The sequence below is a fragment of the Streptomyces sp. NPDC107550 genome (assembly GCF_055639095.1).
Genome location: NZ_JBVKBC010000041.1, coordinates 13,238 through 33,158, shown reverse-complemented (window position 1 = coordinate 33,158; position 19,921 = coordinate 13,238). Strand labels below are relative to the sequence as shown.

The 19,921-nt window shown below is 73.1% G+C and carries 16 protein-coding genes; 10 read left to right on the top strand and 6 right to left on the bottom strand.

The genetic code is table 11. The annotated features are described in order from the left end of the window. Positions 1-27 precede the first annotated feature (27 nt). Genes ACZ7LY_RS31705 through ACZ7LY_RS31690 form a run of 4 tightly spaced genes read left to right on the top strand, consistent with a single transcriptional unit; the run spans position 28 to position 1,997 of the window. Complete coding sequence (locus ACZ7LY_RS31705) at positions 28-462, top strand: roadblock/LC7 domain-containing protein (RefSeq protein ID WP_471628204.1); 435 nt, start codon at positions 28-30, stop codon at positions 460-462. A gap of 2 nt (positions 463-464) precedes the next feature. After that, positions 465-839, top strand: coding sequence for a DUF742 domain-containing protein (locus tag ACZ7LY_RS31700; RefSeq protein WP_471628203.1), 375 nt, complete (start codon positions 465-467; stop codon positions 837-839). Then, positions 817-1,416: a GTP-binding protein gene (locus tag ACZ7LY_RS31695; RefSeq protein WP_471628202.1), complete on the top strand. Its 600-nt coding sequence runs from the start codon at positions 817-819 to the stop codon at positions 1,414-1,416. The genes ACZ7LY_RS31700 and ACZ7LY_RS31695 overlap by 23 nt, the downstream gene beginning before the upstream one ends. Next, positions 1,413-1,997, top strand: coding sequence for a GAF domain-containing protein (locus ACZ7LY_RS31690; protein ID WP_471628201.1), 585 nt, complete (start codon positions 1,413-1,415; stop codon positions 1,995-1,997). Before ACZ7LY_RS31695 ends, ACZ7LY_RS31690 begins: the two co-directional genes overlap by 4 nt. Positions 1,998-2,048: 51 nt before the next feature. Here ACZ7LY_RS31690 and ACZ7LY_RS31685 read toward each other — a convergent pair whose 3' ends face one another. Beyond that, the gene (locus ACZ7LY_RS31685) at positions 2,049-2,480 is read right to left on the bottom strand and encodes a hypothetical protein (RefSeq protein WP_471628200.1); all 432 of its coding nucleotides are present in this window, start codon (positions 2,478-2,480) and stop codon (positions 2,049-2,051) included. Between the two features lie 300 nt (positions 2,481-2,780). Between ACZ7LY_RS31685 and ACZ7LY_RS31680 the strand changes: the two genes are divergently transcribed. Further along, the gene (locus ACZ7LY_RS31680; RefSeq protein WP_471628199.1) at positions 2,781-3,089 is read left to right on the top strand and encodes a hypothetical protein; all 309 of its coding nucleotides are present in this window, start codon (positions 2,781-2,783) and stop codon (positions 3,087-3,089) included. Positions 3,090-3,237: 148 nt separating this feature from the next. Here ACZ7LY_RS31680 and ACZ7LY_RS31675 read toward each other — a convergent pair whose 3' ends face one another. The 5 genes from ACZ7LY_RS31675 to ACZ7LY_RS31655 all read right to left on the bottom strand — a co-directional run bounded on the left by ACZ7LY_RS31675 (position 3,238) and on the right by ACZ7LY_RS31655 (position 11,653). Beyond that, entirely contained in the window at positions 3,238-5,220 is a 1,983-nt protein-coding gene (locus ACZ7LY_RS31675) for a DUF2264 domain-containing protein (protein WP_471628198.1), read from the bottom strand. Positions 5,221-5,366: 146 nt separating this feature from the next. After that, positions 5,367-7,796 (bottom strand): polysaccharide lyase 8 family protein, encoded by a 2,430-nt coding sequence (locus ACZ7LY_RS31670; protein WP_471628197.1) that lies wholly within the window; start codon positions 7,794-7,796, stop codon positions 5,367-5,369. Between the two features lie 21 nt (positions 7,797-7,817). Then, the gene (locus ACZ7LY_RS31665; protein ID WP_471628196.1) at positions 7,818-9,146 is read right to left on the bottom strand and encodes a M60 family metallopeptidase; all 1,329 of its coding nucleotides are present in this window, start codon (positions 9,144-9,146) and stop codon (positions 7,818-7,820) included. Between the two features lie 234 nt (positions 9,147-9,380). Beyond that, on the bottom strand, positions 9,381-10,487 hold the full coding sequence (locus tag ACZ7LY_RS31660; protein ID WP_471628195.1) for a LacI family DNA-binding transcriptional regulator: 1,107 nt from the start codon (positions 10,485-10,487) through the stop codon (positions 9,381-9,383). 83 nt (positions 10,488-10,570) lie between these two features. After that, positions 10,571-11,653 carry a hydroxyacid dehydrogenase gene (locus ACZ7LY_RS31655; RefSeq protein WP_471628194.1) on the bottom strand — a complete coding sequence of 361 codons (1,083 nt, stop codon included), beginning with the start codon at positions 11,651-11,653 and terminating at the stop codon, positions 10,571-10,573. Positions 11,654-12,062: 409 nt separating this feature from the next. Between ACZ7LY_RS31655 and ACZ7LY_RS31650 the strand changes: the two genes are divergently transcribed. From ACZ7LY_RS31650 to ACZ7LY_RS31630, 5 genes are all read left to right on the top strand, one after another. Beyond that, a complete protein-coding gene (locus ACZ7LY_RS31650) occupies positions 12,063-13,520 on the top strand; it encodes a M1 family metallopeptidase (RefSeq protein ID WP_471628193.1) in 1,458 nt (485 codons plus the stop codon). A gap of 117 nt (positions 13,521-13,637) precedes the next feature. Further along, on the top strand, positions 13,638-15,980 hold the full coding sequence (locus ACZ7LY_RS31645) for a right-handed parallel beta-helix repeat-containing protein (RefSeq protein ID WP_471628192.1): 2,343 nt from the start codon (positions 13,638-13,640) through the stop codon (positions 15,978-15,980). Between the two features lie 133 nt (positions 15,981-16,113). Beyond that, positions 16,114-17,361, top strand: a complete 1,248-nt coding sequence (locus ACZ7LY_RS31640) for a Gfo/Idh/MocA family protein (RefSeq protein WP_471628191.1) — start codon at positions 16,114-16,116, stop codon at positions 17,359-17,361. A gap of 191 nt (positions 17,362-17,552) precedes the next feature. Continuing rightward, the gene (gene tdh, locus ACZ7LY_RS31635) at positions 17,553-18,581 is read left to right on the top strand and encodes an L-threonine 3-dehydrogenase (protein ID WP_471628221.1); all 1,029 of its coding nucleotides are present in this window, start codon (positions 17,553-17,555) and stop codon (positions 18,579-18,581) included. Between the two features lie 138 nt (positions 18,582-18,719). Beyond that, positions 18,720-19,916, top strand: coding sequence for a glycine C-acetyltransferase (locus tag ACZ7LY_RS31630; protein ID WP_471628190.1), 1,197 nt, complete (start codon positions 18,720-18,722; stop codon positions 19,914-19,916). The last annotated feature ends 5 nt before the right edge of the window (positions 19,917-19,921 follow it).

The following is a 19,921-nucleotide window of genomic DNA, read 5'->3' as shown; positions in this document are numbered from 1 at the left end:
AGCAGTCCACCAAGGAGTCGATCCCCCATGGCGAGCGATGTGCCGACGGGTCATGTGTCCGATCTCGACTGGCTGATGAGCGGCCTTGTCCAGCGCGTTCCCCACACCCACAGCGCCGTGCTCCTCTCCTCCGACGGCCTCGTCAAGTCCGTGCACGGACTCGACGCCGACAGCGCCGACCACATGGCGGCCCTCGCCTCCGGGCTCTACTCCCTCGGGCGGAGCGCGGGCGTCCGCTTCGGTGACGGCGGGGACGTGCGCCAGGTGGTCGTGGAGCTGGACACGGCGCTGCTGTTCGTGTCCACGGCCGGTTCCGGCACCTGCCTCGCGGTGCTCGCGGGACGGGAGGCCGACGCCGCCGTGCTCGGGTACGAGATGGCCATGCTCGTCAAGAGCGTGCGCCCCTACCTCGTGACCGCGCCCCGCCAGCCCGCCGCCGAGCCCACGGCGATGAGGAATTGAGGGTGGCGGCCGCGCAGGACGGGCCGTGGCTCGACGGTGCCGCGGGCCGGCTCGTGCGCCCCTACACCATCAGCAACGGGCGCACCCGGCCCAGCACGTCGATGGACCTGCTCACCCTGGTCATGGCCACCGGGGCGACCCCCCTCGGCTACCTGGGGCCCGAGCACACTCATGCGCTCGACCTGTGTGCCCAGCCCACATCGGTCGCGGAGATCGCCGGGCATCTCACCCTGCCCGCAGCCGTCACCAAGGTCCTCCTGTCCGACCTCGTCGACTGCGGGGCGGTGACCACCAAACCCCCCATGTTCCACGACGACAACCCCACTGACCGGTCCCTACTGGAGGCAGTGCTCGATGGACTACGACGACAGCTCTGAGCTGTTCCCCACCGCGCTGAAGATCCTGGTCGCGGGCGGGTTCGGCGTCGGCAAGACGACGTTCGTCGGAGCGGTCAGCGAGATCGCCCCGCTGAGCACCGAGGAGCTGCTCACCACGGTCAGCGAGGCGACCGACAACCTCGACGGCATCGAGAACAAGGTCGAGACGACCGTCGCCATGGACTTCGGCCGCATCACCCTCGACCCCGAACACGTGCTCTACCTGTTCGGCACGCCGGGCCAGGAGCGGTTCTGGTTCATGTGGGACGAACTGTCCGAGGGCGCGCTCGGCGCCGTCATCCTCGCCGACACCCGGCGACTGGAGGACTGCTTCGCCGCCGTCGACTTCTTCGAGGAGCGCGGCATGGGCTTCATCGTCGCCGTCAACGAGTTCGACGGCGCCTACCGCTACGAGCCCGAGGAGGTGCGCGCCGCCATCGACCTCGACCCCGAGGTGCCGGTCGTGCGCTGCGACGCGCGCATCTCCAGCTCCGGCATCCAGACGCTGCTCACGCTCGTACGCCACCTCCTCGCGCACACCGCGCCCGCCGCGACCGGGTACGGGGCCCACACGTGACGTACGACGCGACGCGCAGGCTGCTGCTGACCCCCATCGACCGGGAAGGGCCCGAACGGGCGCGCAGACTGCGCCGGCTCGACCTCGGACAGCGGGCCGAACCGGCGTTCGACCGGTTCGCGGACCGGCTCGCCGAGGTCACCGCCGCGCCCTACGCGATGGTCAACTTCATCGACGAGAACCGGCAGTTCTTCGCCGGCCTGCACACCCCGCACGGCGAACACCGGGGCGGCGAACTCGGCGCCCTGGCCGCCGGGACCTCGGGCGGCGACGAGGGACGCAGGCTGGCCCGCGAGCACGGGTACTGCCCGCATGTCGTCGCCCGGCGCAAGGCGCTCGTCCTGGAAGACGTCTGCGACTACCCGCGGTTCGCGGGCAACCCCGTCGTCGACGAGATCGGCATCCGCTCCTACCTGGGCGCCCCGCTCATCGACGAGCGGACCGGGCTCGCGCTCGGCACGGTGTGCGTCGTCGACACCGCGCCGCGCCCCTGGGGCCGCGCGGGGCTGGCGACGATCAAGGCGATGGCCGCCGAGCTGATGGAGCGGGTGCGGGGGCGCGGCGATCTGCTCAGCGGATGAGTCCCGCGTGCGTCCTCGCGCGCGTGGCGGTGCGGTGTCCGTGTCAGCGGGTCAGTGGCGGCGCTCCGCGCGCGTGAACCACGCGCGTGCCGAGCTCTGGGAGAGCAGTACGACGAGCGCGATGGCGCCGGCGACCGCCACCAGGCCGCCGCCCGTCCCGCGCGCGGTGGCGCTCAGCGCGATGAGGATCTGAAGGCTCGACAGGACGATGCCCGCGATCCGCACGCCGTTGCCCGCGGTGGCGAACCGGAACGCGAGGATGCCGACGACGAAGCCCAGCGTGTTGCTGCCGAGCGTCGCGCCCGCCGCCTCGGCTCCCCACAGCGCGCCCGCCAGGACCGACCCCACGACCGCGAGTCCCATCAGCACGAACGCGATGGCCCGTGCCGCCGTCACACTTCCCGGCATGGACGTCATCGGCATCTGCCCCGGCGGGTACCCGGGCGCGCCCGCGTAGGGGTACGGGTAGGGCCGGCCGCTCATCGGCTGCTGGTACGGGTGTCCGGCGGGCCCGGGGCCGTACCCGTGGGGCGGCTGCTGCTGTCCCGGAGGACCGAACGCGCCCTGAGGTCCAGGCTGCTGAGGGCCCGGGTTCTGGGGCGGGGGAGGCGGGACGGACACGGGTGACTCCAGGCGGTCGACGGGAAAGTGGCATGAGCATATCCACAAGGACGCGCCTCTTGATCGCGCATTCTTCGCCCGTCAGTTGACCTCAGGTCTGGTTGAGCTTCTACGTTCGGTCTCAGTGGCTCCGACGCCACGGCAGACACGAGAGGAACGCTCATGAAGACACTGGTGCTGGGGAGGACGCCCGCCAGGGTGACGGACGTGGTGGGCACCCTCCGCGAGGACGGGTTCGACGCGCAGGGCGCCAACTCGGACGAGGAGGCGCGCACGCTGCTGGCGAGCGAGGAGTTCGACGTACTGATCATCGGCGGGGGCGTGGAGCCGGAACCCCGCGCGGCGCTCAAGGAGTTCGCGGCCCGGCACCGGGTGCGCCGCGTGATCGACGGGGCGCTCACCGCGCCGTTCGACGTGTACGTGCGGCGCGAGTTCGAGCCGCGGATCCGCGAGGTCGCCGCGGCGGAGTGACGGCGGCGGGAGCCGATCGGGCGGGGCCCCGCGGACACCGGTCCGCGGGGCCCCGGCGCGGTGAGCGGGAGGGCGGGGGATCCCGGGCCGGCCTCAGGGGCGATGCCGGCTCGGGGCAGCGGTCTCGGGGCGAGGCCGGCCCGGGGGCTCAGGGCGAAGCCGGCCCGGGGCGGGGTCGGCCGGGTCCGGTCTCCGGGGCCGGTGGCGGGACCGTCAGTGTCTCGCCGTCCGGGAACGTCACCCTGACGGTGCCGTCGGCGTCCCGCTCGCACGTGATCGCCTCCCGCAGCGCCTCCGGGTGCACGAGGTCGCGGGCCAGCGCCACGAGGGTGACGTGGACGCTGTCGCCGCCCGCGTGCCCGGCCGCCGTGAGGCAGGGCGTCGCGGAGTGCGGGCCGAACGCGTTCGCCTCGACATCGCGCGCGATGTGCGCGTCCTCGTCCCATCCGTACAGGCCGACGATCGCGCTCGTCAGCCCCTCCTGCGTACAGGACAGCGCCCAGCCGGGGCCCTGCTCGGCGTGCGGCCGGGAACGGTCCGCGACCGCGTGCCCGCCCTCGCGGACCGTGACACCTCCCGGCGCCCGCACATGGTGCACGCGCAGCTCCCACGGGCCGTACAGCACGCTCGTGGACACGATCGGGAACTCTTCCTCGCATCCGGGGAGTTGAGCGTGGTGACGGGAGGAGGCGCGGCGGCCCTCGCAGGAGAGGGGATGGATGCGGCGGCGGCGCGAAGGAGTGCCGTCCGGGGCGAGCAGCGCCACGTGGTTGTCGACCGCGCGGGCCCAGGCGTGCGCCGCCGACTCGGGTGCCGTCGCGGAGGAGTAGGCGAGCTTCGCGTAGTGCGGGTCGTCGGTCGCCGGGCCGTCGAGCGGGTTGTGGTCGCTGCCGTGGTTGACGAGGCGGACGATGCCGTCGTGCGGGGTGCCGTGCAGCAGCCAGCCCGGCGCGGGCAGCGCCGTGTACTGACCGGAGGCGCCGTCCTGCGCGGACTCCTCGACGGGCAGCGGCAGTTCGCGCTCCGTCCACACCGGGTGGTCGGCGGGCAGCAGCAGCCCCAGGAACCCCTTGCTCGCCCAGTACGGTGACGCGGGCCCCGAGTACGCCTGCGTCGTCGGCAGGAACGTGTCGTACCAGCCGAGCGTGAGCAGCCCCCGCTCGTCCGGCACGCCGCGTTCCACGAAGTGCCGGGCCGTGCCGGACGCCAGGCGGCGCGTCAGCCCCGGCGCGAGCGGCGAGCAGTCGGCCAGCGCCCCCATCCACACCGGCGCGGCCACCGCGAACCGGTACGTCAGCGAACGGCCCTGGTGCACGGGCGCGCCGTCCGCCCCGAAGAACCGCGGATACGTCCGCAGATACGCCCTCAGCCGCTCCCGGTACACCGTGGCGCGGCCGCCGTCGTCGCCGCCCGGGCCCAGCATCCGCGCCCACAGCAGCGGATACAGATGCATGGCCCAGCCGATGTAGTAGTCGAAGTTGCGGCCGTCGCCGTCGGTGTACCAGCCGTCGCCGACGTACCAGTCCTCGATCCGGTCGAGCCCTGCCTCGATGTCCTCGCGGCTGTGGGGTGCGCCGACCGACGCGAGGAACTGCTCCGCGACCACCTGTAACAGCCGCCAGTTGTTGTCCCAGGTCCGCCCCGAGACGAACCCGGAGAACCAGTCGACCACCCGCTCCTGCACGCGGGCGTCGAGCCGGTCCCAGATCCACGGGCGCGTCTCGTGCAGCGCGACCGCGACGGACGCCGCCTCCACCATCTGCTGAGAGCAGTCGGTGAGCGCCGGCCACGCCTCCGCGCTGTCACGGTCCGTGCCCGTTGTCAGACCCTCCGTATACCTTTCGATCAGGTGGGAGATCGTCGAGGCACCGGCCTCGTCGGTGCCGCCCGCGCCCGCGATCCGGAAGGAGGCCAGCAGAAATGTCCGAGCGAATCCTTCGAGGCCGTCCGAGACGACCCCGGACCAACTGGCCCGGCCCGGCAGCCGGTACTGCGCGCGGCCGGGCGTGGCGTACGGCAGGACCGCGTCCAGTTGCCGGTCGGCCAGGGCCTCCCAGTGCGCTCGCGTCCAGCCCGTCAGGGGCGAGCGGACACGGTCGGTGGGCGGCAAGGAGAGGTACGGGGCGGGCATGGCGGTTCGCTGGCTCCTCGGTCGGACGGCTGGGGCTGCTGCGGCTGCTCGGGCTGCTCGGGCTTCTGTGGGGGCTCCGATGGCTCGGGTCGCTTTGGTCGTCCTGGTGGGGGACGTCGGACGGCGTCTCCCAAGGCGCCCGCCGGTCAGGCGAGTTCCGCGGTGTGCGTGTGACCCCGGGAGCCGCCGACGCGGACCGTCAGCGTGGGCCGGCGGCCCGGTGTCACCGTGACGGTGTCGTCGGCGCGCACCACGCGCCCCACGGGGAACGGCAGCGTCACCGTGAGCGTCGTCGCCGTCCGGCCGGGATCGGCGACCGCCACCGAGACGCCCTCGTCGCGACGCCGGACGAGGACCGTGCCCGGCCCGTCCGACGTCAGGCCCTCGACCGCGCCCGCCGCCCAGAAGTGCGCGGCGAGCAGCCCGAGCCGGGGCGACTCCACGGCCTGCGCCGTCGCCGTGTTGGCGACGATCCGCACCGGCCGGGAGCGGGACCAGGCGTGTGTCGCGGCGGCCGACGCGCCCGGCAGCAGGACGTAGGCGTAGGAGGCGGCCGTGGGGGAGGGCCCATGATCGAACCAGACGGTGGCGTACTGCCGGGACACCGGCCTCGTCGAACCGCCCGTGTCGGCACCGGTGTTGAGCGCGCGCCAGGTGCCCGTACGTTCCTCGCGCAGTGCCCGCAAGGGGCCGCCGGCCGGGAAGACGTAGCCGCCGGTGCCCTCCAGATGCGCCCAGGAAGCGTCCGGGAGCGCGGCAGGCCGGCCCGGGGCGGTCGGCAGCGGGCGCCCGTCGACGGTGAGCCGGGGCGCGCCGTCCGTGTGCAGGTTCCGGTTCTCGACGACCGTCTCGACCGTACGGCCGTCGCTCGCCGTGATGCCGGCGCCGAGTGCGACGACCGCGTTGTCCAGGAAGAACCACGCCTTCTTCGCACGCAGCGACGACCCGTCCGCGATCAGCTCCATCGCCGCCGCGCCCCAGCGCCCGTCGAGCACGGCACCGCCCGCCACCGCGTTCCTCGGGCGGTACGTGCCGGTGCCGGCGCCCGTGCCGAGATCCGCCCGGGGCCGGGTGTCGACGGTCGTGCCCGGCAGCCGGTACGGGTCGACCGTCGGCCAGAAGGCGTCGCCGAACACGTCGAGGTCGTCGCCGTCGTACAGGTACGTCATGCCGTCGCCGGTGTACCAGCCGTGCAGGTTCTCGCCGTTGCCCGCCTCGTACGCGGCGATGCGTTTCGAGGAAAGGGACAGGGCGCACGCCCACCCGGGCCGCCGGTGCACGACGCGGTCCATGTCGGCGAAGACGAAGTGCCCCCTCAGCCGCTCGGCGGGCGCTACCGAGCCGTCCGCCAGCAGCTCCTTGGCGCGGGCCAGGGCGGGGATGCCGACGAGCGAGACGTACGGCGTCCGCCTGTTCCGCTCGATCCAGCCCTTCGCCGCCGCCCGCCAGCGCCGCGCGTACGCCTGCGGGGCGCCCTCCGCGAGTTGGAGGATGTACGACACGGCGACTGCGCCGTCGTCGTGGTCGCGGGCCCGCTCGCGGGAGATCGCCCGACCGCGCACCGCGTCCATCATCACGCCGTCGAACAGCACCGGCGCGAAGGTCCGGTCGACCGCGTCGTGCAGCACCTCGACCGCCGGATCGGTCACCGCCCACGGCGACCCGGCGAGCAGCGCGATCAACTGGCCGGCGCCACCGAGCAGCACACTGCCGTACGTGCCCGTGTAGGCGACGGCGTCGTGCTGGACGAACGAGCCGTCACGGTAGAAGCCGTCCCCCGACGTCACGTACGTGAAGAGACTGTTCCTGCCTCCGTCGCGGACATCGGACAGGCCGTCGCGGGCCAGCGCCAGCGCCGCGGGATCCCGAGCCAGGAGGCCGCGCAGGGCGACGATGACGGCCTTGTCGGAGCGGTTCGCGCCGGTCTCGGCGAAGGTGGGCGCGTTCGTCCGCCGGTCGGGGTTCGGCACGAACCGTGCGACGGTCCTGACGTAGGCGCTCAGGTCCGCCGCGGGCATCCGGGCGCGCAGCAGGACGCAGATGTCCATGAGGGCGCGGGGCGCGCCGATCTCCCAGAACCACCAGTTGCCGGACTCCGCGCGTGTGGGGGAGTAGCCGACGGTGTTCAGGAAGCGCAGCGCGTCCAGCAGTCCGGCGAGGACGCCTTCGTCACCGGTCACGGACGTGCCCGGGGTCGCCCAGGCGAGAGCGACCGTGCGCAGCCGCTGGTAGCTCTGGCCGAACATGCCGGGGTCGGCCGCCGGGGAAAGGTCCGTCCAGAGCGCCTTGCGTCCGGCCGACGCGTCGAGCCGCCGCCACCAGTCGGCGGCCTGCGTGTCCAGGGCTCCGAGGGCGCCGGCGAAGTCCGGGTCGGCCGGGTCGAAGGCGCCGCCGGTGAGCTGCCGGGCAGCCCGCGCGAGCAGGGGCTCGTACGGATCGTCCGAGGCTTCGTCGCCGGTGCCGGAGTCCGGTGTGGTCCCGGTGACAGCGGCGGCGGGGAACTGGGCGAGCGGTACGGCCAGAGCGGTGGCGGCGGCCCCGGCGAGGGCCAGGGTCCGGCGGCGGGTCAAGTCCATGGGCGGGGCTCCCTTACCGGGTCAGTCGGCGAGCGTGGCCGGGTCGACGGACGGCTGCGGCAGGTTCAGGGCGGCCAGCTCCGCGCGGCCCTGCGCGTCCACCGGGAAGGCCCACGTGGTCAGGAAGAACTCGGTGAGGTCCCGGCCGGCGACACGGCTCGCGTAGGTGGCGAGGGCCCGGTAGCGCTTGGCGTTCTCCGTGTAGTCGGACGTCGGGTTCTCCTCGCGGACCAGCCGGTGCAGCCGGGGCCAGAACTCGTCGCCGAACGCGAGTTCCAACTGGCGCAGCGGCACGAGCTTCTCGTACGCGGAGAAGGACTTCTCGTAGGCGAGACCGGCCGTGCCGAACTTGGCGCGGGCGGACTCGAAGTAGGTCAGGCCCGTCTTCGGGTCGACCGTCAGCAGGTTCGAGGGCTGCCCGAGGGCGCGCTGCACGGCCAGCGAATAGATATTGACGGTGACCTCGGTCAGCCCGGCCGGCTTGTACGCCATTTGCTGATGCAGGTGCCCGAGTTCGTGGTACAGGCCCCAGCCGCGCGTGGTCAGTCCCTGCACGGTGGTGGCGCGGTCGAGATAGGCGCGCGGGAAGCCGTTGTAGCCGTGGGTCGCGTAGGCGCCGACGCCGGACGGCACCATCGACACCTCCGTGAAGTGGTAGCCGCCCGCCTTCGGCCGGTGCACCGGCTTGGACGAGTCGAGACCGCTGATGTCGGACTCGGCGTCGATGATCCGCTCCATGAGCCGCAGCAGCGCCGCGTGGTCCTCGTCCCGGTACAGCAGCGCGCCGTCCCGGGTGAGCGTCACGAGGGAGCGCGGCCCGTACAGCTCCACGACCGGAACCGACGTGTATGTGTCCAACTGGCGCTGGTAGTCGGCCTCCTCGGTGTGCCCGAGGGAGAAGACCGCCATGGGCAGCGCACCGCTCTTGAACTTCACGGCGGCGCGTTCGCCCGCGCCCTCCAGCGAGAAGTAGACGGGGCCGCCGTGCGGGTCGGTCACCGTGTTGGACCCGGGCTTGAGCGGGTAGTGGCGCGGCTCGGTGATGGTGCCGTAGTAGTCCCACTGCCCGATCCACAGCACCGGCACCGGGCCGTCGTAGGGCAGGACGTCGAGGCGGAGCGGGGTGCCGGGCGGGACGTAGCGGCCGGTCGGCTGGAACTCGGTGGCGCGCAACGCCTGCCCCAGCCGCAGTCGTTCGGCCTCGGCGGACGGGCGCGCGGTCAGGGGCACGGTGAGCGCGTCGGCGGCGTACGCGGAGGGCACCCCGGCGCACCCGAGGGCGAGCGCGGCGCCGCCGGCCGCGGCGGTGGCGAGGACGGTGCGACGGGACGGACCTGCGGACTGCGGCATGGAAGTCGTCTCCTGACGGTCGTCGGCCGGGCCACGCGGGAGGGCGGCCCGACGGGGGCTCCGCGCGCGGGGGCGCGGCGGGGTGTACGGCGAGCGGGAGAAGCGGGCTGCGCGCCAGCATGTAAGCGGTTGCTGTCCCACCGCAAGAGGGAGAGCCGTGTTTCTGTTCGTTACTACGTCAAGAAGCCTTGATCCGAGCAGCTTCGAGCATCCCCGCTGGTCGCGGGGGGCGCGTCAGGCGGTGCGCGGCGGGGCCACCGAGTCGCGGACCACGAGCTGCGTGCCGAGCCGCAGGGTGCCGGTGGTGGGGGCGCGCCAGTCGTCCTCGTCGCCCCCGTTCAGCGCCACCCGCACCGCCTGGCGGCCCAACTCCTCCAGCGGGATGCGCACGGTGGTCAGGCGCGGGCGCAGCTCCTGCGCGACGGGGATGTCGTCGAACCCGGCCAGCGACATGTCCCCGGGCACGCTCAGGCCGGCTTCCTCCAGGGCCTGGGCCGCGCCCGCCGCGACGATGTCGTTGGCGGCGAACACGGCGGTGAACCGGGGCCCCTCGCGCAGCAGTTCCGTCATCCTGCGGTGACCGAACGCGCGGCTGAAGGCGCCGGGCTGTTCGAGGGCGGGGTCGCGGGCGATGCCCCGCAGTTCCAGTGCGCGCCGGTGCCCCGCGAGCCGGTCCCGCGCGGTGGAGAGGCCGGGCGGCCCGCCGAGGTACAGGATGCGCCGGTGGCCCTGGGCGATGAGGTGGTCGGTGAGGGCGAAGGCGCCGCCCTCGTTGTCGTACTCCACGCCCACGGTCGGCACCTCGTCACCGAGCGAGGGGCGGCCGCACAGCACCAGGACGGAACCGCCGGCGGCCAGTTCGTGGGCGCGGCGGGCCAGTTCGGCCTTGTAGGAGCTGTCGTCGACGCTGCCGCCGACGAGCACCACGGCGTCCGCCCGCCGCTCGTGCATCAGCTCGATGAAGGCCAGCTCGCGCCGCGGGTCGCCCTGTGTGCAGCACACCAGGCACAGCCGGTCGCCCGCGGTCGCCTCCCGCTCCACACCGCGCGCGATGTACGCGAAGAACGGGTCGATCAGCTCGTTGACGATGATGCCGACCGTGCGGCCGGAGGCGCCGGCGAGGGCGCGGGCGTGGGCGTTGACGACGTAGCCGAGGTCGCGCATGGCGGTCTCGACGCGCTCGCGGGTGGCGGCGGCGACGGGATAGTTGCGGTTCATGACGCGGGAGACGGTCGCGGTGGAGACCTCCGCGCGCCTGGCCACGTCCACGACGGTCGCGCGGCGCCGCCCGCCGCCGCCCGCCCCGCCCTCGCCGGACTCCGTGGAACTGTGCCGGGACATCCGTCCCACCCCCTGCTTCTCGTGCCGGTCCGCGTGCGGCCCCGCCGCGCGGTCAGAGCCTATGGCGTGCGGTGCGGGCCCGGTCACGCGATCCGCTCCAGGTCCTCCAGGAGCACCGGGTGGGCGAGGGGCGCCCCGCGCGCGTACCGGGCGAGTTCGTCGACGGCGAGGGCGCCGAGCCGGGCCACCTCGTTGCCCTGGGCGCCCGCGAGATGCGGGGTGAGGAAGACGTTCGGCAGCTCCCACAGGGGGTGGCCGGCCGGCAGCGGCTCGGGGTCCGTCACGTCGAGCACCGCGTCGAGACGCCCGCTGACCAAGTGGGGGACGAGGGCGTCGGTGTCGACGAGGGAGCCGCGCGCCGTGTTCACGACCAGCGTTCCCGGCCGCATGAGGTCCAGGCGGCGCGCGTCCAGCAGATGCCGGGTCTCGTCGGTCGCGGGCGCGTGCAGGGTCACGACGTCGCTGGCCGCGACCAGGGTGTCGAGGTCCGTGCGGGTGGCGCCGAGCAGTTCGGCCTCGGCGTCGCTGACGTACGGGTCGTGCAGGAGTGCCGTGGCGTCCAGGCAGCGCAGCAGACGCAGCACGCGGCGTCCGATGTGCGAGGCGCCGACGACGCCGACCGTCAGGCCCCGGGAGCCGAGCCAGGGGAGCCGGTCGAGATCGGGGGCGGTGCGGTGGGTGCGCCGGGTGCCGAAGAGGTGGGAAAGGGGGAAGGCGCGTTTGGCGCCGAGGATGATCGCGGCGAGGGTGAACTCGGCGGCCGGCACGGCGTTGGCGGCGGCGGCCGAGGAGACGGCGACACCGCGCGCGTACGCCTCCCGGCAGAGGAACGTCTTGACGGTCCCTGCGGCGTGGATCACCGCGCGCAGCCCCGGCGCCGCGTCCAGCTCCCGCGCGCCGAGCCGCGGGCAGCCCCAGCCGGTGAGCAGCACCTCGCACCGGGCGAGGGCGGCGCGGGCGGCCGGGCTGTCGAACTCCCGCAGCACGCCCGCCGGCCGGAGGTCCGCGACCGCCTCCAGCCGCGCCCGGACGTCCGGCGGGAAGACGGCGTCGAGGTGCGCCGGGTCCATGGCCAGGACCGTGCGGGGCCGCCGCAGGGGCGGCGGGGCGGCGATCGGGGCGGCGACGGCCGTGCTCTCGGCCGCCGCCTCGTCAGTGCTGCGCACCCTGCCTCCGTAGGACAGTGGACAGTAAACGTGTTCTATAGCGTGACCGAAAGCTAGGGAGGTCCGCGCGGGAACGTCAAGGTCATGGGGCGGGGCTGGCAGGGAGTTGCCCGGAAAACGCCGTAAACGGGGGTAGGTAGGGAAGGGAGGGGAGTGCTGTTGGAGGTGGAAGGTCGGATGAATCTCTTGACGGGTGGGTTAATCGCTTACTAACTTGCCGCCGCGGCAGCGCAGTTCCCGCGCCGCCGACCGGACCGGCCCGCTCCACCGCAAGCACCGCGCACGCAACCGCCCGCGCCCACCACCGCCCCCGGCTCGTACTCCGGACCCAGTTCGCGCCCACCCACCCCGCCAGGCACGCGTTCCGCACCCGGCTCGCGTCCCTCCGCGCAGAAGGGCACCGCATCCCGTGACCTCCACCAGACGCACCCTGCTCAAGGGCGCCGGCGTCGCCGCGCTCACCGTTCCGCTGTTCGGCGCGCCCGCGTCGGCGGCCGGGTTCGACCCGAAGCCCGGGTCCGACGGTGTCGGCGACCCCCTGTTCCCGACCCTCGGCAACGGCGGCTACCAGGTCGTCCACTACGACCTGACCTTCGACTTCACGCCCGTCGCCTACGACTTCACCGCCCGCGTCGTGCTGTCGGCCAAGGCCACGCAGGACCTCTCCGCGTTCAACCTGGACACCGACGGCCACACCATCGACGCCGTCACCGTGCAGGGCCGCCCCGCCCGGCACGCCCTGTCCCTCGGCAAGTCCGGCCAGGAGCTGACCGTCACCCCGGCCGCGCCGCTGCACAAGGGCGCCCCGTTCACCGTCGCCGTCGACTACCACGGCAACGGCAAGGCGCCACGGGCCGGACTGACCGGCTGGCGGTTCGGCAGCGACGGCGGCTTCGCCTCGGCCGTGCAGTCCTCCCGCGCCGACACCTTCCTGCCCTGCAACGACACCCCGTCCGACAAGGCCGGATGGACCTTCCACATCAGCGCCCCGAAGGGCTATGTGGCCGCCGCCAACGGGGAGTTGACCGGCAAGGACAGGCGCGCGGACGGTTCGGCCGTCTGGCATTTCGCCCTGCGCGAGCGCATGCCCACGGAACTGCTCGGCATCGCCGTCGTCAAGGGCACGTACCTGTACGGCACGTCCCACGCCGGGCTGCCGCTGCGGCACATCGTCCCGCAGGGCCACGAGGACACGTACGGGCCGATCGTCGCGCGCACGCCGGACCATCTGGCGTGGCTGGAGGCGAAGTTCGGGCAGTACCCGTTCTCCGTGTACGGGCTGCACATCTACGACGGGTACACCGACGCCCTGGAGAACTCGACGCTCACCCTCATGGGCACGAACTGGTTCAAGCCCAACCCCAGTGGCGATCCCACGTACGAGAACACGATGGTGCACGAGCTGACGCACCAGTGGTTCGGCGACAGCGTCACCCCGCACGACTGGCAGCAGGCGTGGCTCAACGAGGGGCCCGCCACCTACTACGCCGCCCGTTACGGCGAGGAGCGCGGCTGGTCCGTCATGGCCGACAAGATGCAGGCCACCTACGGCAAGCTCGACGCCGTCCGCGCCCAGGACGGGCCGCCCGGACTGCCCAAGGCGCTCGGCGGGACCAATATCTACGACGGCGGCGCCCTCGTCCTTTACGCGCTGCAACTGCGGCTCGGACTGCGGACGTTCGACCGGGTCATGGGGCAGTGGCCGCGCCGGTTCAAGGACCGCACGGTCACCAGTGAGGACTTCATCCGGCACGCCGTGGACATCAGCGGCGACCGGTCCGTCGAGGCGTTCCTGCGGGCCTGGCTGTTCGGCGCCACGAACCCGCCGATGCCGGGCCACCCGGACTGGACCGCCGGCCCCGCCTGATTTGCTGCTGCCCGAACTGCCGCCCGACCTGCCGCCTGACCTGCCCCCCCGACCTGTTCGTCCGCACGACCTCCGACCCCGCGCCAACCCGCAGGCGCTCAACCAGAAGGTCACGCCATGAGAACCGGCCCCCGCGTTCCCCGCCCCGCCCGCGCCCCTCGCCCCGCCCGCGCCCCCCGCCCCGCCCGCGCCCCCCGCCCGGCCCGCGTCCGCCGCGCTGCCGTCACCGCCCTCCTCGCCCTCGCCGGGTTCGCCCTCACCCCGCTGCCCGCAGCGCAGGCCACCCCCGCCACCGCCGCAGCGCAGCCCACCCCCGCGCCGAAGGCCCTGCACGCCGCCCCGCACGGCAGCGGCGATGTCTGCACCCCCGGCCACCCCTGCTCGCTCACCGGAGCCCGCGACGCCGCCCGCGCGCTCACAGCCCGCGCCGCCACGGGCCGTGCCGTACGCGTCCAACTCGCCGACGGCACCTATACGTTGACCGGCCCGCTCACGCTCGGCGCCGACGACTCCGGTGTCACCTGGGCCGCCGAACCCGGCGCGCACCCCGTCCTGTCGGGCGGCCGCCGGCTCACGGGCTGGACCCGCGCCGCCGACGGCACCTGGACGGCGAAGGTGCCCGAGGGTGTCGCCCCGCGCCAGTTGTTCGTCGACGGGCGCAGGGCCGTGCGCGCCCGGGGCGACTCCTGCCCCGCCGCCGTCTGTGACGCCACGAAGACCGGCATGACCGGCGCCGAGAAGACCGGCATCGCCCACTGGAAGCGGCCCACCGACGCCGAGGCCGTCATCCGGGTGCGCTGGCGCAACTACCACTGCCGTATCGCCGGGGTGCGGGGCGACGCCATGACCTTCGCCCAGCCCTGCTGGACCAACTCCGCGTCCGGCACCGACCGCACCGGGCCTGCCTGGGACTCCACGGCCGTCGACTCGGCGCGCTACACGAAGGTCGCCTTCTTCGAGAACGCGCGTGAACTCCTCGACAAGCCAGGCGAGTTCGTCTGGGACTCCGCTGAGCGGGCCGTCACGTACCTGCCCCGCAAGGGCGAGGACCCGCGCCGGGCGCGCATCGTCACGCCCGCCACCGAGAACCTGCTGGTGCTCGACGGCGCCCACGACGTCCGCGTCACCGGCATCGCCTTCGCCTACGCCGCCTACCTCCAGCCCTCCACCGACGAGGGGTACGCCGGGACGCAGGCCGGGCTCACCCTGACCGGCGCCACCGGACCCGTCGACCACGCGGGCCGCCACTACACCAAGCCGGCCGCCGCGCTCACCGTGCGGGGCGGGCGGAACGTGACCGTCGACCACGCCGACTTCACCCACCTCGGCGGCGCCGGCGCCGTCTTCGAACGGGGCACGCAGGACTCGGCGTTGACCCGTTCGCACTTCACCGACCTGTCCTCGGGCGCCGCCTACATCGGTGACACCGAGCCCCTGCCGAGCGCCGAGCTGACCGGCGCCCGCAACACCGTCTCGTACAACACCGTCCGGGACACCGGAGTCGAGTACACCGACGCGGTCGGCATCTGGGCCGGGTACGAGGCGGGCACCGTCATCGACCACAACACCCTCGAAGACCTCCCGTACTCGGCCATCTCGATCGGCTGGGGCTGGAACCAGCCGGAGGCGCGGACCTCGGTGCTCCGCGACAACCGCGTCACCGCCAACCGGATCACCGACGTCATGCGCGTGGGCGACGAGCAGCACGACGGCGGCGCCATCTACACGCAGGGCTCCCAGCCGGGCACGGCCGTCTCCGGGAACTACATCAACCGCAGCGCCTACGGGAACACCGAGCGCGACGGCAACGGGATCTACCTCGACGAACAGTCCAGCCATATCGCGGTCACCGGCAATGTCATCACCCGCGTCGGCTACAAGTGGGTCTCCAACTGGGCCGATTACGGCATCGACAACCACGCCACCGGCAACTGGGTCGACACCGACGCGCCCGCCCTCGCCGGCACCGGCTCCACCGCCACCGGCAACCACACCGGCCTCGACACGCTGCCCGCCGAAGCCCTCGCCGTCGCCGGACGGGCCGGAGCGGACGGCCACGGCCGCGTCGAACAGCTCCGCCCCGACCTCGCCCGCGCCGCCGCCACCACCCAGTCCTCCACCGAGGGCACGGCGAGCGCGTCCCGGGCCGCCGACGGCGACACCACCACCGACAGCCGCACCCTCGCCGAGCCCGGCGCCTGGTGGCAGGCCGACCTCGGCACCGCCCGGCACATCGGACAGGTCGAGGTGTGGAACGACGCCTCCATGACGACCGGCGCCTTCGACGTCCTGCTCTCGAACGACCCCGGCTTCGCCGACGCCACCACCGTCCGCGTCCGCATCGACGGCAAGGCCCTGCGCCCCACCGTCCTCGACACCGACACCGAGGCCCGCTACGTACGGATCCAGCTCACCGGCACCGGACGTGTCGGGCTCGCCCAGGTCCTCGTCCACCCCTGAACGCAGGGACGGGAAAGCCCGCGTGACCCGCGTACGGGAGAGCCCGCGCCCGCACCCCGTACAGCAGAACCCGCACCCTCACCCCGTACAGCGGAACCCGCACCACCACCCCGTACCAGAAAGGCGGTTACCCATGACCGAGACCGGACGCTCCGCCGTGAGCGGCACCGGGGCGGGCGGCGAGCGCGGTGATCTGCGGCTCGGTGTCCTCGGCTACGGGCTGCGCGGTTCCCTCGCCCGCACCGCCCACCGCCCCGGTGCGGGCTCCCGCGTCACCGCGCTCGCCGACCCCGACCCGGCAGCCCGCACCGACGCCGCGCTCGGTTTCCCCGGCGCGCTGATCACCAGTGACCACGAGAAGGTCCTCGCCGACCCCGACGTCGACGCGGTCCTCGTCCTCACCCCCGACCACACCCACGCCGAACTGACCCGCGAGGCGCTGCGGGCGGGCAAGCCCGTCTTCGTCGAGAAGCCGCTCGAAGTCTCCGTCGAGGCGTGCGACGCGATCCTGCGCACCGCCTACGAGACCGGGACCCGGCTGTACGTCGGCCACAACATGCGGCACATGCCCGTCGTCCGGCTGATGCGCGACATCATCGCGCGCGGCGAGATCGGTGAGGTCAAGACCGTATGGGTACGTCACTTCGTGGGGTACGGCGGCGACTGGTACTTCAAGGACTGGCACGCCGAACGCCGGTACACCACCGGCCTGTTGCTCCAGAAGGCCGCTCACGACATCGACGTCCTGCACTGGCTCGCCGGCGGATACACGCGCCGCGTGCAGGCCCTCGGCGACCTCATGGTGTACGGCGACAACCCGCACCGCCGCGCGCCCGGCGAGCCCAAACACGCCGACTGGTACACGAAGGACGGGCATTGGCCGCCGCACACGCAGCGCGGACTCAACCCCGTCATCGACGTCGAGGACGTGTCGCTCGTCAACCTGCGCCTGGACAACGGGGTGTTGGCCGCATACCAGCAGTGCCACTTCACCCCCGACTACTGGCGCAACTACACCGTCATCGGTGACGCGGGCCGCCTGGAGAACTTCGGCGACGGGCCCGGGGGAGTGGTCAAGGTGTGGAACGCGCGCCGCTCCACGCACCGCGCCGACGCCGACGCCGAGTACCCCGTCCCGGACGTGGAGGACAACGCGGGGCACGGCGGCGCCGATCCGCTGCTCGTCGACGAGTTCGTACGCTTCGCCCGCGACGGGGGACGCACCGACACCTCACCGGTCGCCGCCCGCATGGCCGTCGCCGCCGGCATCCGCGCCACCGATTCCCTGCGCGACAGCGGCACCCCCCGCGAGGTCCCGGACCTCGATCCCGGACTGGTCGCCTACTTCGAGAGCGGACAGGTCCGCCCGGCACGGAAGTGAAGGTGAGAAGGGGCCCGGCCGGGGCAGGCGTAAAGGAAAGCTGCGGCAGCGCTTAAGAAAAGCTCGATGGACCCGGGGCGCCGCCGTACGGAAGAGTCCTGGGCGGCGGCGCCGTGCCCGCCACCCCCACCTCTTCCCCGCCGGCGGGCCGCCCCGCGCTGCCCGTGGACGCGACGACAGGAGCCGAACCGTTGAAGGCGCTGGTCAAGGAGAAGGCCGAACCCGGACTGTGGCTGACGGACGTGCCCGAGCCGTCCATCGGCCCCGGTGACGTACTGATCAAGGTGCTGCGGACCGGGATCTGCGGCACCGACCTGCACATCCGGGCCTGGGACGGCTGGGCGCAGTCCGCCGTCAGCGCGCCGCTCGTCCTCGGCCACGAGTTCGTCGGCGAGGTCGTCGAGACCGGCCGTGACGTCGCCGACATCGCCGTCGGCGACACGGTCAGCGGCGAGGGGCACCTCGTGTGCGGCAGGTGCCGCAACTGCCTGGCCGGCCGCCGTCACCTGTGCCGCGCCACCGTCGGTCTGGGCGTCGGCCGCGACGGCGCGTTCGCCGAGTATGTCGCGCTGCCCGCCTCCAACGTGTGGGTGCACCGGGTGCCGGTCGACCTCGACGTGGCCGCGATCTTCGACCCGTTCGGCAACGCCGTGCACACCGCGCTGTCCTTCCCGCTCGTCGGCGAGGACGTGCTGATCACCGGCGCCGGGCCCATCGGTTTGATGGCGGCGGCCGTCGCGGGGCACGCCGGCGCCCGTAACGTCGTCATCACCGACGTCAGCGAGGAGCGCCTCGACCTCGCCCGCAAGGTCGGCGTCAGCCTCGCCCTGAACGTCTCGAAGTCCACCATCGCGGACGGGCAGCGCGAACTGGGGCTGCGCGAGGGCTTCGACGTCGGCCTGGAGATGTCCGGCAACCCCGTCGCCATGCGCGACATGATCGCCAACATGACCCACGGCGGCAAGATCGCCATGCTGGGCCTGCCCGCCGAGGAGTTCGCCGTCGACTGGGCGAAGATCGTCACCTCGATGATCACCGTCAAGGGCATCTACGGCCGCGAGATGTTCGAGACCTGGTACGCCATGTCGGTCCTGCTCGAAGGCGGCCTCGACCTCGCGCCCGTGATCACCGGCCGCTACTCCCACACCGACTTCGACGCGGCGTTCGACGACGCGGCCGGCGGGCGCGGCGGCAAGGTCATCCTGGACTGGACCGCCTGACGCCCCGTCCCGCTCGTACGAACGCCTGCCCCCCTTCCCGCCCGTACGGACGCCTGTGCACGGCCCGCTCGTACGGCCCCGGCGAACCGCCCCCCGTACGGCCCTCGTGAACTCCCCACGCTGACAAGGACTTTCCGCATGTTCGACCACGTACGCGACGACCTGCGCGCCACCCTCGACGAGATCCGGGCCGCCGGGCTGCACAAGCCCGAGCGGGTCATCGGCACCCCGCAGTCCGCGACCGTCGCCGTCACCGCGGGCGGCCGGCCCGGCGAGGTGCTGAACTTCTGCGCCAACAACTACCTCGGCCTCGCCGACCACCCCGACGTCATCGCCGCCGGGCACGCCGCCCTGGACCGCTGGGGCTACGGCATGGCCTCCGTCCGTTTCATCTGCGGCACGCAGGAGGTCCACAAGGAGCTGGAGGCACGCCTGTCCGCGTTCCTCGGTCAGGAGGACACGATCCTCTACTCCTCCTGCTTCGACGCCAACGGCGGCGTCTTCGAGACCCTCCTCGGCGCCGAGGACGCGGTGATCTCCGACGCCCTCAACCACGCCTCCATCATCGACGGCATCCGGCTGTCCAAGGCCAAGCGCTTCCGCTACGCCAACCGCGACATGGCCGACCTCGAAGCGCAGCTCAAGGCCGCGGCCGACGCGGGCGCCCGGCGCAAGCTGATCGTCACCGACGGCGTCTTCTCCATGGACGGCTACGTCGCCCCGCTCACCGACATCTGCGACCTCGCCGAGCGCTACGGCGCCATGGTCATGGTCGACGACTCGCACGCCGTCGGCTTCGTCGGCCCCGGAGGGCGCGGCACGCCCGAGCTGCACGGCGTCATGGACCGCGTCGACATCATCACCGGCACGCTCGGCAAGGCCCTCGGCGGCGCCTCCGGTGGTTACGTCGCCGCCCGCGCCGAGATCGTCGCCCTGCTGCGTCAGCGCTCGCGCCCCTACCTGTTCTCCAACAGCCTGGCGCCCGTCATCGCCGCCGCCTCCCTCAAGGTCCTCGACCTCCTTGAGTCGGCCGGTGACCTGCGCGCACGCCTCGCCGAGAACACCAAGCTGTTCCGTACGCGGATGACGCAGGAGGGCTTCGACGTCCTGCCCGGCGACCACGCCATCGCCCCCGTGATGATCGGTGACGCGACGGTCGCGGGCCGGATGGCCGAACTGCTGCTCGAACGCGGCGTCTACGTCATCGGCTTCTCCTACCCGGTCGTCCCCGAGGGCCAGGCCCGGATCCGCGTCCAGCTCTCCGCCGCCCACTCCACCAAGGACGTCAACCGCGCCGTGGACGCCTTCGTGGACGCCCGCGCGCAGCTCGGCTGACCGGT